Genomic DNA, 14,630 nt, shown 5'->3' with positions numbered 1-14,630 from the left:
GTAGCAGGTCGTCCGGCGGGCGTGATCGTCACGCGGTCACGGGAACAGGCGCGCTGGACGGCAGGTCCAGCGTGGCAGTGAAGCCCTCGCCGGGCGCGCTCTCCAGGCTCAGGTGGCCGCCGTGGAGTTCGGCGGCCCGCCGCGCGAGCGCCAGCCCCAGGCCGTGGCCGTCGCCGCTGCGGCTGCCGTCCGGGCGGTAGAAGGCCTCGCCCAGCCGCGCGAGCACGCCCGCGTCCACGCCGGGGCCATCGTCGTGCACGGTGATACGTGCACGCTGCGGGCTGCCGTCCACCGTGACAGTCACGGTCGCGCCCGGCGCGTGCCGCACGGCGTTCATGGTGAGGTTCCAGATGGCCTGTCCCAGCAGCACGCGGTCACCGGGAACCGTCACGGCCTGCGGGGCGTTCAGGTCCACGTCCGCCTCGGGCGCGAGTTCGCGGGCGCGGTCCACGGCGTCGGCGGCGAGGTCGCGCAGCGGCACGGGCGCGCGGCCCAGCGCGTCCGGATCGCGCGCCAGCAGCAGCAGGTGGTCCGCGAGCCGCGACAGCCGGGTGATGTCCGTGCCGATCTCGCGCAGGTCTGCGCGGTAGCGCTCGACGTCGCGGTCACGGGTGAGCACGCCGTCCACGCGGGCGGTCAGGGCGGCCAGAGGGCTGCGCAGGTCGTGCGCGGCGGCGCGCAGGAAGGCCTGCTCGCGGTCCCGGGCGTCTGCGAGGGACCGGAAACTGGCCTGGAGCGTCTGGGCCAGCCGGGCCAGCTCGTCGCCGTCGCCCGCGCCGGGCAGGGGGCGGCGCAGGTCGCCGCCGCCACCGACCGCGCGCGCCGCATGTTCCAGGTCGCGCACCGGGCGCAGCAGCCGCCCGGCGACGGTCCAGCCGATCGCCAGGGTGAGCAGCAGCGCCAGCGGCAGCAGCCACACCAGCACCTGCGTGAAGGCCTGGCGGGCGGCGCCCAGCGCGCGGGCGTCCGACGCGACGCTCAGCAGTGCCTGCGAGCCGCGCAGGGGCCGCACCACGATGATCTGCTCGGCCAGCCGGTACTGTCCCGGGCGCAGGTTCACGGGCACGCCGCTGCGCGGAAAGCGCGGGGTGGCCACGCTCTGGAGCGTGCCGTTCACCACGCCCACCAGGCGCAGCTCGATCCCGCTGCGCTGCCCGTCAGCGTCCGCGACGCGTTCCAGATCGGTGGCCGACGGCAGCGTGAGCCCCAGCGTGCGGCCCAGGCCGAACACGTCGTTTCCGCTCGCGTCCAACATGTTCTCCACGCGTTCCTGCGCGGCGCTCGCGGCGCTCAGGGTGCGCTCGATCTGGCTGCGTTCCAGCAGGCTGTTCACGGCGTAGTACAGGCCCCCGGCGACCAGCGCGACCGCCAGCGCCGTGGCCAGGGCCGCCCACAACGCCAGCCGGGCGCGCAGGTTCATGGTCACGTTCCTACTTCTCCACGCGGTAACCGCGGCCACGCTCGCTGGTCACGGCTTCGGGGGCGAGCTTGCGCCGCAGGTAGCGGATATACACGTCCACGATGCGCGGCTCACCGCCGAACTCGGGGCCCCACACCCGGTCGAGCAGGTCCTCGCGGGTGAACCAGCGTTCTGGCGCCAGGGCGAGCGCCTCGACCAGGCTGTACTCACGGCCCGTCACGGCGACCTCCTGGCCGTCCCAGCTGACGGTACGGGCGACCGTGTCGAGCCGGCCACGCCCGCCGGCAAAAGCGGCGTTCGGAGCACTCTGCCCGCGTTCGCGGCGCGACAGCGCGCGCAGGGTGGCGAGCAGTTCCGGCATGGCAAACGGTTTGACGAGGTACGCGTCGCCGCCGAGGTCCAGGCCCTGCACGCGGTCCCCGAGTTCGCCGCGCGCGGTGAGGAACAGTACGGCCGATTCCACGCCCCCCCCCCGCAGCCGCCGCGCGATCTCGAAGCCGTCCATGCCGGGCAGCATCACGTCCAGCACGATCAGCGGGTAGTCGCCGAGCATGCCGGCCTCCAGGCCGCCCGGGCCACTCTGCTCCCACGTGACGGCGTAGCCGGCCTCGCGCAGCGCGAGCACGGTGGGTTCGGCGATCCGGGGGTCGTCCTCGACGAGCAGCAGTCTCACGGCGCGGGCCTCACGGTGTCCAGTGTAGGACCGGCCGTTAACCGGGCGTGAAGCGGGACGCGGGCGCAGGATGGCCGATTGGTGAAGTGCCAGTGTGAGGGCGGACAATCCGCCCAGCCTTGAGTCTGGTACACTCAACTTCACGGGGCGGTGTGCGCCCTGACCACCCTTTCACCTTTCCGGAGGACCCTTCTTGAGGCGGTTGAATCCCTGGCTGATCGTGCTGTTCGTGCTGGCACTGTTCCTGATGTTCTCTCAGTCATCGAACTTGTCGCGCGTCAGCGTGAATTACAACGAATTCAAGTCCCTGCTCGACCAGGGCAAGGTCGAGCGCGTCGTGGTGCGCGAGAGCGACGCGGCCGTCACCCTGAAGGAGCGCACGCCCGTCACGGTGAACACCTCGCGCGGGTCCAGCACCAGCGACCTGACGTCGTTCACGGTGCGGCTGCCCTCCTCGCTCGCCACGCCGGACTCGGGCCTGATCCAGCAGCTCCAGGCCAAGAACGTCGAACTGCGCTTCGAGCAGCCCAGCCAGTGGCTCGGCATCCTGCTCAACTTCCTGCCTATCCTGCTCCTGATCGGCATGATGTACTTCTTCTTCATGCGCGCCCAGGGCGGCCAGAACGGCGTGATGCAGTTCGGGCAGTCGCGCGCCAAGAAGTACGGCAAGGAAAACCGCGTGCCCACCAAGTTCACCGACGTGGCCGGCCACGAGGAAGCCAAGCGTGAACTCGTGGAGGTCGTGGACTTCCTGAAAAACCCCGGCAAGTACCACCAGATCGGCGCCGAGATCCCCAAGGGCGTGCTGCTGGTCGGCCCTCCCGGGACCGGCAAGACGCTGCTGGCGCGCGCCATCGCCGGCGAGGCCGACGTGCCGTTCTTCTCGGTCAGCGCGTCCGAATTCATGGAGATGTTCGTGGGCGTCGGCGCCAGCCGCGTGCGCACGCTGTTCGAGGACGCCCGCAAGAGCGCTCCGGCGATCATGTTCATCGACGAGATCGATTCCATCGGCCGCAAGCGCGGTGCGGGCATCGGCGGCGGCCACGATGAGCGCGAGCAGACCCTCAACCAGATCCTCTCGGAGATGGACGGCTTCGACAAGACCAGCAGCGTGATCGTGCTGGGCGCCACCAACCGCCCGGACGTCCTCGACCCGGCCCTGCTGCGCCCCGGCCGCTTCGACCGTCAGGTCACCATCGACCTGCCCAACCTCAAGGAGCGCGAGGCGATCCTCAAGGTGCACCTGCGCAACAAGCCCATCGCCAGCGGCGTGGACGTGAACGAGGTCGCCAAGAGCACGCCGTACTTCTCGGGCGCCGACCTCAAGAACGTCACCAACGAGGCCGCGCTGGAAGCCGCGCGCCTGGGCAAGACCGTGATCGACATGAGCGACTTCTACCGGGCGCTCGACAAGATCACCCTGGGCCTAGAAAACGGCTCGCTGACCATCAGCGACCAGGAGAAGAAGGCCATCGCGTACCACGAGGCCGGCCACGCCGTCACGGCGGCCGTGATCCCGGGCAGCGACAAGCTCCAGAAGGTCAGCATCATCCCGCGTGGCCGCGCGCTGGGCGCCGCGTTCTACCTGCCGGAAGAACAGGTGCTGATGAGCAAGGAGCGCCTGGAAAACCAGCTGATCGTGGCGCTGGGCGGACGCGCCGCCGAGGAAGTGTTCATGGGCAGCGTGACCTCGGGCGCCGCCGACGACTTCCGCAAGGCGACCAACATCGCCCGCAAGATGGTCCTCGAGTGGGGCATGGGCGATAACTTCAAGAACATGGCCCTGACCACCGACTCCGGCCCAGTCTTCCTGGGCGAGGACATGGCCAAACCCAAGGCCTTCAGCGAACACACCTCTCAGCTCGTCGACGAGGACGTCAAGCGCATCCTGACCCGCGCCTTCGAGCGGGCCCGCGACATCGTCAGCGAGTACCGCGCCGCCATGCAGGAGGTCGCCGAGGCCCTGCTGTCGCAGGAACTCATCACCGGCGATGTGGTGCGCGAGGCCGTGGCGCGCGTGGGCGGCGCCCCTTCCCCGATGCCCCAGACGACCGCGTAACGGTCGCCCGACCCCCGGCTCGACCCTGCCCCCGCTCCGTGCGGGGGTCTGCGGTTCCGGGGCCGGACACACGGTCTTGAACCTCCAGGGCTCCGCGACCCGTACCCTGGGTGTGACGTGGATACCCATGGCTGACGCCCGGATGCTGAGCGGCCCTTCCTCCGGGGAGCGGGCCGCCGCGCTGGACGACGCGGCCGTGGTCGCCCGGCTGCGCCGCCGCGACGAGACCGCCCTGGCCGAGGTGTACGACGCGCATGCCGGCGCGGTGTACGGCGTGCTGCTCCGGATGCTCGATGACGGGAGCGCGCAGGAGGTGACGCAGGACGTGTTCCTGAAACTGTGGGACAAGCCGGCCGCCTTCGACGCGTCGCGCGGCAGCCTGCGGGCCTTCCTGCTGGTCATGGCCCGCTCGCGCGGCCTGGACCGTCTGCGGGCCACCCGGACGACCGTGCCGCTGTACGCCGAGGACGGTGCGGAGCTTCCGCTTCCGGACAGCCGGCCTGGCCCGGACCACCACTCCGAGACGGCGCAGCGCCGCGAGCGTATCCGCGCGGCCCTCGCGGAGCTGTCCGGCCCGCACCGGGAGACGGTGGAGCGCGCGTTCCTGCGCGGGCAGACGCGCGAGGAGATCGCCGCGCAGATGGCCGTTCCGGTGGGCACGGTGAAGAGCCGGGTCAGTTACGCCCTGAAGCACCTGAAGCGCGTGCTGGGCGAGGAGGTGGGCGCATGGCTGGACTAGACCCACACGTCGGTGCGTGCCCGGACGTGCAGGACGAGCTGGAGCGCCGCGCGCAGACGGGGGCCGCCCTGAGCGTGGCCGCCCACGAGCACCTGCGCACCTGCGCCGCCTGCCGCGCCCACGACGCGCTGCTGCGCGACCTGGAATTCGCGCTGCTGGAGGACGTGCCGGCCGCCTCGCCCCCCCCGGCGCTGCGGACGCGGGTGCTGGCCGCCGCCCGGAACACGCCGCCCGCGCGGCGCTGGTGGCCGGCCGCGCTGGGCGCCGCGGCCGTCGTCGTGGGCGTGCTCACCCTCGGCAGTCTGCTCAGCCGGTCGCAGGGCGTGGCCGCGGCGCTGCCGGACCCGGCGGTGGTGGTCAGCGTGGACGGGCCGCTGGTGATCGCCAGCAACGACCATGCCGGCACCATCAGCGTGGTGCAGGGCGGGCGCGTGACGGCCAGCGTCCCCAGTGGCGGCGCACAGACTGCGTGGTTCACCGAGGGCGTGCGCCTGGGCGGGCACGTGTTCCTCGCGGACGCCGCGAACGACCGCGTGCTGGAGGTGCGGACATCCCCGCTGGGGATCGTGCGGACCTACCCGGTCCCCGAGGGCGTGGCCGGCCTGACGGCCAGCAGCACTGCGGACGGCGGCCACGTGTACTTCAAGAGCGTGCGAGGGCAGGTCGGCACGCTGGACGGCGCGCGGGTCACCATCGCCACCGCGCCGGGCATGCCGCTCGCGGACGTCATGGACGGCGTGCTGCTGCTGAACGGCACGTTGTACGTCACGCACCACCTGAGCGGCGACCTGTGCCTGCTCGACCCGGACACGCTGGCCGTCCGCGCCCGCGTGTCCCTGGGCGGCATGCCCGTCGCCCTCGCGCCGGTGCGGGGCGGCCTGCTCGCGCTGGACGTGACCGGCCGCCTGCTGCGTCTCGACCTCGCTGGACAGATCACGCGCACGTGGACGGTCACCGGACACCCGGACAAACTCACGGTGAACGGCGACTCGGCCCTCCTGAGCGACCGGGGAGGCATGGTGACCCGCATCGATCTGCGCAGCGGACAGGTCACGCAGGTGAAGGTCACGCACCCCATGGACGTCACGACCCTCCCGGACGGCACCTACGCCGTCGCGGAGGGCGGGCGCGGCCTGCGCGTGCTGGACGCGCGGCTCCAGACCACCGGCACCGTCGAACACCCCGCGGAGCGCCGGGATTGAACCTCCAGCCCAGCCGCGCCGTACCTACACCACAGCCGTCCACCGACGAGCTGCCCCCCGGAGGCCCCGTATGCGCATGAACCCGTCCCTGACTGCTGCCGCCCTGAGCGCTGCCCTAGCCGGAGTGGCCGTGGCCGGCATGACCACACCCGCCATGGCTGGCCACGACATGACCATGCCGCGCGGCTACCAGGAGTACACCAAGGCCGCCTTCGACGCCGCCAAGGAACAGCGCCGCATCCTGTTCTTCCACGCCACGTGGTGTCCCAACTGCCGCGCCGACGAGGCCGACATCGTCAGGAATGCCGCCTCGATTCCCGCCGACGTCGTGATCTTCAAGGCGGATTTCGACAAGGAGTCGGCCCTGAAAAAGCAGTACGGCATTCCCGTGCAGGACACCTTCGTGCTGGTGGACGGCACCGGCCGGGCCGTGAAGAAATGGGCGGGCAGCGGCCTGCGGGGCGGCGGCCTGAAGGCCATCCTCGCCGCCGCGTTCCCCAAGAAGATGTAGGCCCATGCTGCTGATCGTGGTGGCCTTTCTGGGCGGCGTCCTCACGGTGCTGTCGCCCTGCGTCCTGCCGGTGCTTCCCGTGCTGCTGTCCGGCACTGTCGGCGGCCGTGGTCGGCCGCTGGGCATCATCACGGGGTTTACCGCGTCGTTCGTGCTGCTCACGCTGTTCTTCGCCAGCGTCGTCAGCGCCCTGAACCTCAGCCCGGACGCCGTCCGCTGGGCCGCCGTGGCGCTGCTGCTCGGCTTCGGCGTCACGCTGGCCGTCCCCGCGCTCCACACCCGCTTCGAGCTCATGGCCAGCCGCGTCCTGCCGCAGCGGCGCGGCCCGGACGGCGCCGGCTTCCTGGGCGGCGTGCTCGTCGGCGTGACCCTGGGCGTCATCTGGACGCCGTGTGTCGGCCCGATCCTCGCAAGTGTCACCACCCTTGCCCTGAGCGGCCAGGTCACCGCCTTCGCCGCGCTCGTCACGCTCGCGTACACCCTGGGGGTGGCCCTCCCCATGCTCGGCGTGATGTGGGGCGGCCGCCGCCTGCTGCACCGCCCCGCCCTGCTCGGCCGCCTGAACACCGTCCAGCAGGCCTTCGGCGTGATCCTGGTGCTGTTTGCGATCGGCATGGTCTACGGCGCGGACCGGCGCTTCGAGACCTACCTCGTCGAGTCGGTGCCCGCCCTCCAGAACCTGACCTTCCTCGAGCAGACCGCCGCCGTGCAGACCGAACTGGACCGGCAGGCCAAGTGACGCAGGACTGTGGCGTGAGCAAGTCCGCGCCGGCATCATGGCCTGAGCCACGAACCGTCGTGAGGAGCAGGGCGGATCAGCAGCGGTGAGGGCACCGGCTTGCTCCTGCAGACCGGATGGACAGCACAGGCGTTCCAGTGCGCGGCTGACCGGACGATGCTGGGCGTGAATCGCACGGGCGCTGACGGCACCAACGCATGGGGCTGGGGCCACCGCGCTCGACCGTTCAGTGCAGCGGCACGTGGCCCGGGAAGCCCAGCAGGTAGTCCAGCAGGTCGCCTACCATCGCGGACGCCGTGACCATCCCGCCCGCCCCGCCGCCGGCGAAGATCAGTGTGCCGCTCTCCTCGGCCTCGTACACCAGCGCGTTGCGGTTGTCTCCGGCAGTGCACAGCGGGTGGTCGTTCGGGAGGCGCTGCGGCGCGACACGGGCGGCCCAGCCGTCGCCGTCCCGTTCGAGCGAGGCGACGAGCTTGATGCGCTGACCGGCCGCGTGCGCGTCCTGGATGTCCTGCGGGGTGACCCGGTCGATGCCCTGAACCTGCACGTCGTCGTAGGCGAAGTCGCCGTCGGCGCAGAAGCGGGCCATGACGGTCAGTTTGTGGGCAGTGTCGAAGCCGCCGACGTCGAGGGTGGGCGGGTCCTCGGCGTAGCCCAGGGCCTGCGCCTCGGCGAGGGCCTGGGCGTAGTCCTTGCCGGCCTCCATCTGCGTCAGGATGTACAGGCACGTGCCGTTCAGCACCGCCTGGAGGCGCGTGAAGGTGCTGGCGCGCAGTACGGTGCTCATCGGCCCGATGACCGGGGTACCGGCCATGACGCTGGCCTCGTAGTACAGCTTGCCGCCTAGGGCATACTCGCGCAGTTCGTTCCAGCGTTCGGCGAGCATGGCCTTGTTCGCTGTGATCAGCGGCCGGCCGCTGCGGAGGTAGCTGCGCAGCAGGTCCAGCGGCCGGTCCACGCCGCCCATGCACTCGATGACGACGTTGCACTCCTGCAGGAAGTCGCAGGTGTCGGTGACCCGGATGCCGGCGGGAATGGCGCGGGGCTTGGTGACGTCGCGGACGAGCACGCCAGCGATGACGATCTCCACGCCGATATCCGCGAAGACGCGTTGTCGGCGCTCGATCAGGTTCAGGACGTCCTGGCCCACGGTACCGCTGCCCAGGACGCCGACGGTGACGGTTCGCATGCAGTGGACTGTAACGTCACGTAAGGAGCGGGCCGCTGGGGCGGGTTAGGTGTGGGCGGTAGACTGCCGGCATGTGCGTTGTGTCAAGAGTCTGTCTGCCGCCCTGCGCGTGGGGGTCGGCTGTGGGTTCGCCGTGGCGTCTGCCGGGGCGAACGGCGTATGTCACGTGACGCTGCGGCCGTGTGTGCCGGGACGTCGCGGTCAGCCCGCGTGTTCCGTCCGGCCCGGTAGAGCCCGCCTCGCCCTGCGGGAAGCCGCATGACGTCCCGACTGGAGGAGCTGGCGGCCGAGTTCGGACTGGTCGAGCGGCGGCTGGGCGACCCGGCGGCGCTGGCGGACGGCCGGGAGTACGCCCGCCTGACGCGCCGGCACCGGGAGCTGCTGCCGCTGGCGACGCTGCTGCGCGAACGGGATGAACTCCGGGGCGATCTGGCGGGCGCGCGGGAACTGCTGACCGATCCCGACATGCGCGAGCTGGCGGCGGGCGAGGTGGCGCAGCTCTCGGCGCGGCTGGAGGCCATCGAGTCGGAACTGGAGGTGCTGCTCCTGCCGACGGACCCGGACGACGCCAAGGACGTGGTGCTGGAACTGCGCGCCGGCACCGGCGGGGCCGAGGCGGGCCTGTTCGTGATGGACCTGCTGCGTCTGTACACCCGCTACGCCGACGGCGCGGGCCTGAAGGTGAGCGTGCTGGACGCGAACGAGTCCGATCTGGGCGGCGCAAGCCGGGTGGTGGCCGAGGTGAGCGGCGACGGCGCGTTCCGGGCCTTCAAGTGGGAGCGCGGCGTGCACCGGGTGCAGCGCATTCCCGCGACCGAATCTCAGGGCCGCATCCACACCAGCACGGCGACCGTGGCGGTGCTGCCGGAGGCCGAGCCGGACGAGGTGCACCTCGACGTGTCCGAGGTCAGGATCGACGTGTACCGCTCTCAGGGTGCGGGCGGGCAGGGCGTGAACACCACGGACAGCGCGGTGCGGGCCGTGTACCGCGCCGGCACGCCGGACGAGATCGTGGTGGTGTGCCAGGACAGCCGCTCGCAGATCAAGAACCGCGAGAAGGCCCTGCAGGTGCTCGCGTCGCGCCTGGCCGAGCGGGAGCGCGCAGCCCGTGACGCGCAGGAGAGAACCGAGCGCGCGTCGCAGGTGGGCAGCGGCGAACGCAGCGAGAAGATCCGCACGTACAACTACCCGCAGAACCGCGTGACGGACCACCGGCTGGAGGGCGACGACAAGAACTCCCCGCTGGACGTGGTGATGGCAGGCGCGCTCTCCCCCATCGTGGCCGCGCTGGGCCGCGCGGAACGCGAGCGGCAGTTGCTGGCGATGAGCCAGGAGGACGAGCATGGGGCGGCGTGACCTGCTGGTCGCGGCCGGCATCCTGCGCGACCGCTTCGGGCGGGTGCTGCTGGTCGGGAACGACTGGCAGGGCCACGGCCGGGTGCGCCACACCCTGCCCGGCGGCGTGGTCGAGCCGGGCGAGACGCTGCCCGAGGCGCTGTACCGCGAGATCTTCGAGGAAACGGGCCTGAAGCTCACGGGCATCAAGCACATGGCGTACACCGTGCACATCGAGGACGAGCGCCGCGGCGAGCGGGCCATCGCGGTGGCCTTCGAGGCGACATGGGACGGCCTGCTGAACCCCGCCGATCCCGACGGCTTCATCGTGGAGGCGCGCTTCTGCACGACCGAGGAGGCGCTGGAGAAACTGGAATCGCCGCCCATGCGCGAGCCGCTGAGCGATTACCTGCTGACCGGCGAGCCGGGGCGCTTCTACGCCTTCAAGGGCTGGGACGGCCGGGGCGGCCTGCGCATTCCGGGCCTGAAGTGAGCGCCCCGGGCACGCCCTTCGTGACGTCGTGGAGCGGCGGGAAGGACAGCGCGCTCGCGTTCCACCGCGTCCGGCGCGCGGGCGGTCGGCCTGTGGCGATCCTGAACGTGCTGGACGAGACGGGCGCGCGCACCCGCTCGCACGGCCTGCGCCCCGAGGTGCTGCGGGCGCAGGCGGACGCACTGGGCGTGCCGCTGTGGACGGCGACCGCGAGCTGGGCGGCATACGAGGCCGAGTTCACGGCGCTGCTGGCGCGGGCGGCGGGGGCCGGCGCGACCGGCGCGGTGTTCGGGGACATCGACCTCCAGCCCCACCGCGAGTGGGAGGAGAAGGTCTGCGCGGCGGCCGGTCTGGCGCCGGAGCTGCCGCTGTGGCTGGAGCCGCGCCGGACGCTGGTGGACGAACTGCTGGGCCTGGGCTTCCGCGCGCGGATCGTCGCGGTGCGCGAGGACGCGCTGCCTGTGGGGCTCCTCGGGCGGGAACTGGACGCCGCCCTGGTGCGCGAGATCGAGGCCCTGGGCGCCGACGCGTGCGGCGAGAACGGCGAGTACCACACCGTGCTGGTGGACGGCCCGGACTTCACGCGCGCCCTGTCCCTGGCGCCCGGCCCGCTGGGCGTCCACCACACCGGCGAGGGACCGCTGCGCGTGGCGACGCTCGACTTCGTGCTGGCGTGAAGGGCTCCGGCCGGGGTCAGAGGGTGTGGCCGTGCTCCTTCAGCCACGCGCGGTGCGCCCGGTAGTCCGGCAGGACGCCCTCCACCAGCGACCAGTACGCACGCGAGTGGTTGAACTCCAGCAGGTGCGCGGCCTCGTGCACCGCCACGTACTCCAGCACCGGCCGGGGCGCGCGGCTGAGTTTCCAGTGCAGGCGGATGTCGCCCCGCGCGCTGCAACTGCCCCAGCGGTACTGCGCGCGGCTGAGTTCCACGCGGCCCAGCCGGTGGCGGGCGCCCAGGCGCGCGACGGCGTCCTCCACCAGCGTGCGGTAGTGGGGCAGACACGCGGCGCGTGTCCAGCGCTCCACCCGCGCCTCGGTCTCGTCCGGCGAGCCGGGCGGCACCAGCAGCGCGTCGCCCTTGCGCCGCGTGGCATGCAGCCCTTGCGTGGTGGTCAGCCGCAGGGGCTCGCCCAGGAACGGCAGCGTGGCCCCGTCCGTGAACGACCACCCGGGCGCCGGGCGGGCGGCGTACTGCTCGAGGTGGTGCTCGATCCACGTGCGGCGGGCGTCCACGATCTCGCGCAGGCGGGTCAGGGGGACGCGGACCGGAGCGTACAGGGTGATCTCGCCGGGCCGCACCTGGAGGGCCACCGTGCGCCGGCGCGGACTGCGCCGCAGCTGCACGGGAACTCCGGAGATGGCCCACTCGTCCGTCATGGCGTCCAGCGAAGCAGATTCCGCCGTGTCCTGCTGGAACGCGGTTCACGTTCGGCCCTCATGAGAGCAGGGGCGCGCCGGCCTCTGCCGCCCGCGCCCCTGCTTACGCCGCCCTCAGAGCTGGTTGTACGCCTTGCTGAAGGTGTCGCACTGGTTGGGATCGCCGCTCTTGAAGCCGGTCATGAACCAGTTCACGCGCTGCTGGCTGCTGCCGTGCGTGAACGAGTCCGGCACCACCGATCCGCGCGCCTGGCGCTGGAGGTTGTCGTCCCCGATCGCCTGGGCGGTCTTGACCGCTTCCTGCACGTCGGCCTGCGTGATGTTCGCCTGCTGCTGCACCTTGTTGCCCCACACGCCGGCGAAGCAGTCGGCCTGGAGTTCCATGCGCACCGAGTACGAGTTCGCCTCCGCCTCGGTCCGCGCGGCGCGCTGCTTGCGCTCGACCGAATCGGCGATGCCGAGTTCGTTCTGCACGTGGTGCCCGACCTCGTGCGCGATCACGTACGAGTACGCGAAGTCCCCGCCGCCGCCGAGCTGGCTCTGCATCATGGAGAAGAAGCTGGTGTCGAGGTACACCTTGTTGTCCAGCGGGCAGTAGAAGGGCCCCACGGCGCTGTTGGCCGTGCCGCAACCGCTCTGGGTGCCGCGGGTGTACAGCACCAGCCGGGGGTCGGTGTACGTGCGGCCCGCCTGCTTGAAGATGCTTTCCCACACCTGATCCGTGCTGCCCAGCACCCGGTCCACGAACTGATAGGCCTCGTCGGTCGCCTGGCTGCTGCCGGACTGGCCCTGCGGCTGTGTCTGAGAGCGCGTCTGGGGTTGACTCTGGGTCTGGGTCGTGCCGCCGTTGCCGCCGCCCAGGATCACGCTGGGGTCGATGCCGAAGAACAGCGCGATCAGCGCGATGATCAGGCCGCCGATCCCGCCCACGGCGATGCCGCCGCCGGGCAGGCCGCCCGCTCCGCGGCGATCCTCGACGCCGCCTCCACTCCCGGGTAGGTTTTTCCAGTCCATAGTGAGTGCGCTCCTTGGTGGCCGCGCTTGCCGACGGGACCGTTCCGGAACCCCCGGCGCTGGGCGCGGCGCTGCGGCCATTGTAGGTCCGCGCCGCCCGCCCCGGCCTGACCCTCCCTTTACGGTTTCCGGACGGAGGCCGGCTCAGCGGCGACGGCGCAGCGCCGCGCCGCCCGTGAACAGCACCGCGCCCAGCGCGCCGATCAGCAGTCCGTTCACCACACCGCTCGAGGCCGGCGCCTTGAGGGCCGGTGCCAGCATCCGCGACAGCACGGCGTCGACGCCGAGGCCCACGCCGATCAGTGCGAGCAGGAGGGCAACGCCCAGGCCGGGCGGCACCCACGGGCGTTCCAGGCCGGGCCACGCAAGCCAGCGCGGCGCGCCCAGCGCCAGGGCCGCGACGGCGCCCAGCAGCACGTACACCACGCCGAAACTGCGCGCCATGGCGTCACCCGTCACGAGCACCGCCGCGACCAGCACCGCCAGCGCGAGGAACCCCAGCAGCGCGCCGGGCTGGGCGGTGCGGGGGGGCAGCGCGGCCCCCGCCGTCACGGTCACGGTCGCCAGCAGCGCCCCGGCCAGGACACCCAGGATCTCGGCCACGCTCTCCATGCCCCAGGGTACGGGACGCAGATGTGATCCATTCACGGGAGTGACCGCGGCCGGCGGCCCGTCAGCGGCGTTCGAGGGCGAGTTCCACCAGGCGCGCCACCAGGGCGCTGTAGCTCAGGCCGGCGGCCTCGAACAGCTTGGGGTACATGCTGGTCGTGGTGAAGCCCGGCATGGTGTTCACCTCGTTCAGCAGCACCTCGCCGGTCTCCTCGACATAGAAGAAGTCCACCCGCGCCAGGCCCGCGCAGTCCAGGGCGCGGAAGGCGCGCAGGGCCAGTTCCCGCACGCGCGCGGCGACCCCCTCGGGCAGCGGCGCGGGAATATGCATGGTGGCGCGGCCCTCGGTGTACTTCGTCTCGTAGTCGTAGAACTCGGCCCCGAAACGCAGCTCGCCGACCGGGCTGGCAATGGGCGCGTCGTTCCCGAGGATGCCCACCTCGACTTCGCGGGGCCGGTGGGTGGTCATGGCCTCCAGGATCACGCGGCGGTCGAGCGAGAACGCCAGCGTGAGCGCGGTGTCCAGTTCGTCCGGACCGTGCACCTTGCTGATGCCAACGCTGGACCCCAGGTTGGCGGGCTTCACGAACAGCGGGTACCCCAGGGCGTCGGCGCTGGCGCGAACCGCCTCCGGCCGGTCTGTCCACTCGCGGCGCACCGCGAGCCGCCACGCCACCTGCGCGATGCCGGCCGACGCGAGCACCTGCTTGGTCATCACCTTGTCCATGCTCACGGCCGAACCCAGCACGCCGCTGCCCACGAAGGGAATGCCGGCCAGGGTCAGCAGGCCCTGCACGGTGCCGTCCTCGCCCATGGGGCCGTGTAGGATCGGAAAGACCGCGTCGTAGCCCTCGGCGCTGGCGGCGCGGTGCAGCACCAGGTCGCCGCCACTGGGGGCCACACCCTGCTCGAGGGCGTGCTGGGTCTGGGTGGGCGGCAGCCAGCGGCCCTCCTTGCTGATCACCACCGGGGTCACGTCGAACTGGTCAGGCGGCAGGGCCGCGAGGACGCTGCGGGCGCTCATCAGGCTGACCTCATGTTCACCGGACTGACCGCCGGCCAGCAGCAGGATGCGCTTCTTCACGCGGCGCAGTATGTCACGCTCATGGCCCATACATGCCGTCTCATACGCCGGGTGCTCATCACCCTCATCGTGTGCATGACACTCCGCGAATCGGCCCCGCTGGACGCATTCCAATAGAGTTCACACCTAGGCCGTTTCGCCTACGCTATGATGCCCGGCGTCCACACACTAGACAGGTGACAGACA

At 71.6% G+C, this 14,630-nt stretch carries 15 protein-coding genes; 8 read left to right on the top strand and 7 right to left on the bottom strand.

Features of this window, described 5'->3' with window-relative positions:
• Positions 1-28: 28 nt before the first annotated feature.
• Both HNQ07_RS08625 and HNQ07_RS08620 read right to left on the bottom strand, forming a co-directional pair.
• On the bottom strand, positions 29-1,420 hold the full coding sequence (locus tag HNQ07_RS08625) for a sensor histidine kinase (RefSeq protein WP_184110937.1): 1,392 nt from the start codon (positions 1,418-1,420) through the stop codon (positions 29-31).
• 10 nt (positions 1,421-1,430) lie between these two features.
• Positions 1,431-2,093 carry a response regulator transcription factor gene (locus HNQ07_RS08620; RefSeq protein WP_184110692.1) on the bottom strand — a complete coding sequence of 221 codons (663 nt, stop codon included), beginning with the start codon at positions 2,091-2,093 and terminating at the stop codon, positions 1,431-1,433.
• 193 nt (positions 2,094-2,286) lie between these two features.
• Between HNQ07_RS08620 and ftsH the strand changes: the two genes are divergently transcribed.
• The 5 genes from ftsH to HNQ07_RS08595 all read left to right on the top strand — a co-directional run bounded on the left by ftsH (position 2,287) and on the right by HNQ07_RS08595 (position 7,343).
• Positions 2,287-4,152, top strand: coding sequence for an ATP-dependent zinc metalloprotease FtsH (ftsH, locus tag HNQ07_RS08615; protein ID WP_184110690.1), 1,866 nt, complete (start codon positions 2,287-2,289; stop codon positions 4,150-4,152).
• Between the two features lie 127 nt (positions 4,153-4,279).
• Positions 4,280-4,891 carry a sigma-70 family RNA polymerase sigma factor gene (locus HNQ07_RS08610; protein ID WP_184110689.1) on the top strand — a complete coding sequence of 204 codons (612 nt, stop codon included), beginning with the start codon at positions 4,280-4,282 and terminating at the stop codon, positions 4,889-4,891.
• On the top strand, positions 4,879-6,093 hold the full coding sequence (locus HNQ07_RS08605) for a hypothetical protein (protein WP_184110687.1): 1,215 nt from the start codon (positions 4,879-4,881) through the stop codon (positions 6,091-6,093). The genes HNQ07_RS08610 and HNQ07_RS08605 overlap by 13 nt, the downstream gene beginning before the upstream one ends.
• 76 nt (positions 6,094-6,169) lie before the next feature.
• Positions 6,170-6,604, top strand: coding sequence for a thioredoxin family protein (locus tag HNQ07_RS08600; protein ID WP_184110684.1), 435 nt, complete (start codon positions 6,170-6,172; stop codon positions 6,602-6,604).
• A 4-nt stretch (positions 6,605-6,608) separates the two neighbouring features.
• Entirely contained in the window at positions 6,609-7,343 is a 735-nt protein-coding gene (locus tag HNQ07_RS08595) for a cytochrome c biogenesis CcdA family protein (protein WP_184110682.1), read from the top strand.
• Between the two features lie 226 nt (positions 7,344-7,569).
• On the opposite strand, the gene HNQ07_RS08590 is transcribed toward HNQ07_RS08595, so the two are convergent.
• Complete coding sequence (locus tag HNQ07_RS08590; protein ID WP_184110679.1) at positions 7,570-8,532, bottom strand: homoserine dehydrogenase family protein; 963 nt, start codon at positions 8,530-8,532, stop codon at positions 7,570-7,572.
• Positions 8,533-8,790: 258 nt separating this feature from the next.
• Between HNQ07_RS08590 and prfA the strand changes: the two genes are divergently transcribed.
• From prfA to HNQ07_RS08575, 3 genes are read left to right on the top strand one after another with little or no spacing between them, the layout of a single operon-like run.
• Positions 8,791-9,888 (top strand): peptide chain release factor 1, encoded by a 1,098-nt coding sequence (gene prfA / locus HNQ07_RS08585; protein WP_184110677.1) that lies wholly within the window; start codon positions 8,791-8,793, stop codon positions 9,886-9,888.
• Positions 9,875-10,360: an NUDIX hydrolase gene (locus tag HNQ07_RS08580; RefSeq protein WP_184110675.1), complete on the top strand. Its 486-nt coding sequence runs from the start codon at positions 9,875-9,877 to the stop codon at positions 10,358-10,360. The genes prfA and HNQ07_RS08580 overlap by 14 nt, the downstream gene beginning before the upstream one ends.
• Positions 10,357-11,037, top strand: coding sequence for a Dph6-related ATP pyrophosphatase (locus HNQ07_RS08575; RefSeq protein ID WP_184110673.1), 681 nt, complete (start codon positions 10,357-10,359; stop codon positions 11,035-11,037). Before HNQ07_RS08580 ends, HNQ07_RS08575 begins: the two co-directional genes overlap by 4 nt.
• 16 nt (positions 11,038-11,053) lie before the next feature.
• Here the strand turns inward: HNQ07_RS08575 and HNQ07_RS08570 are convergent, their stop codons facing one another.
• The 4 genes from HNQ07_RS08570 to HNQ07_RS08555 form a co-directional block, all read right to left on the bottom strand.
• On the bottom strand, positions 11,054-11,737 hold the full coding sequence (locus HNQ07_RS08570) for a M48 family metallopeptidase (protein WP_184110671.1): 684 nt from the start codon (positions 11,735-11,737) through the stop codon (positions 11,054-11,056).
• A gap of 114 nt (positions 11,738-11,851) precedes the next feature.
• Positions 11,852-12,751 (bottom strand): KPN_02809 family neutral zinc metallopeptidase, encoded by a 900-nt coding sequence (ypfJ, locus tag HNQ07_RS08565; protein ID WP_184110669.1) that lies wholly within the window; start codon positions 12,749-12,751, stop codon positions 11,852-11,854.
• A 144-nt stretch (positions 12,752-12,895) separates the two neighbouring features.
• Positions 12,896-13,363: a hypothetical protein gene (locus tag HNQ07_RS08560; RefSeq protein ID WP_184110668.1), complete on the bottom strand. Its 468-nt coding sequence runs from the start codon at positions 13,361-13,363 to the stop codon at positions 12,896-12,898.
• Between the two features lie 61 nt (positions 13,364-13,424).
• The gene (locus HNQ07_RS08555) at positions 13,425-14,444 is read right to left on the bottom strand and encodes a D-alanine--D-alanine ligase family protein (RefSeq protein WP_184110666.1); all 1,020 of its coding nucleotides are present in this window, start codon (positions 14,442-14,444) and stop codon (positions 13,425-13,427) included.
• Positions 14,445-14,630: the final 186 nt, after the last annotated feature.

The organism is Deinococcus metalli, assembly GCF_014201805.1.
Classification (GTDB): domain Bacteria; phylum Deinococcota; class Deinococci; order Deinococcales; family Deinococcaceae; genus Deinococcus; species Deinococcus metalli.
This window is presented reverse-complemented; position numbering and strand designations above follow the sequence as displayed.

What these genes read in the sequence shown, in the direction of transcription:
- HNQ07_RS08625 (WP_184110937.1), bottom strand. Translation starts at nt 1,420, where the DNA reads ATGAACCTGCGCGCCCGGCTGGCGTTGTGGGCGGCCCTGGCCACGGCG.
- HNQ07_RS08610 (WP_184110689.1), top strand. Translation starts at nt 4,280, where the DNA reads ATGGCTGACGCCCGGATGCTGAGCGGCCCTTCCTCCGGGGAGCGGGCC.
- HNQ07_RS08605 (WP_184110687.1), top strand. Translation starts at nt 4,879, where the DNA reads ATGGCTGGACTAGACCCACACGTCGGTGCGTGCCCGGACGTGCAGGAC.
- HNQ07_RS08600 (WP_184110684.1), top strand. Translation starts at nt 6,170, where the DNA reads ATGAACCCGTCCCTGACTGCTGCCGCCCTGAGCGCTGCCCTAGCCGGA.
- HNQ07_RS08595 (WP_184110682.1), top strand. Translation starts at nt 6,609, where the DNA reads ATGCTGCTGATCGTGGTGGCCTTTCTGGGCGGCGTCCTCACGGTGCTG.
- HNQ07_RS08590 (WP_184110679.1), bottom strand. Translation starts at nt 8,532, where the DNA reads ATGCGAACCGTCACCGTCGGCGTCCTGGGCAGCGGTACCGTGGGCCAG.
- prfA (WP_184110677.1), top strand. Translation starts at nt 8,791, where the DNA reads ATGACGTCCCGACTGGAGGAGCTGGCGGCCGAGTTCGGACTGGTCGAG.
- HNQ07_RS08580 (WP_184110675.1), top strand. Translation starts at nt 9,875, where the DNA reads ATGGGGCGGCGTGACCTGCTGGTCGCGGCCGGCATCCTGCGCGACCGC.
- HNQ07_RS08570 (WP_184110671.1), bottom strand. Translation starts at nt 11,737, where the DNA reads ATGACGGACGAGTGGGCCATCTCCGGAGTTCCCGTGCAGCTGCGGCGC.
- ypfJ (WP_184110669.1), bottom strand. Translation starts at nt 12,751, where the DNA reads ATGGACTGGAAAAACCTACCCGGGAGTGGAGGCGGCGTCGAGGATCGC.
- HNQ07_RS08560 (WP_184110668.1), bottom strand. Translation starts at nt 13,363, where the DNA reads ATGGAGAGCGTGGCCGAGATCCTGGGTGTCCTGGCCGGGGCGCTGCTG.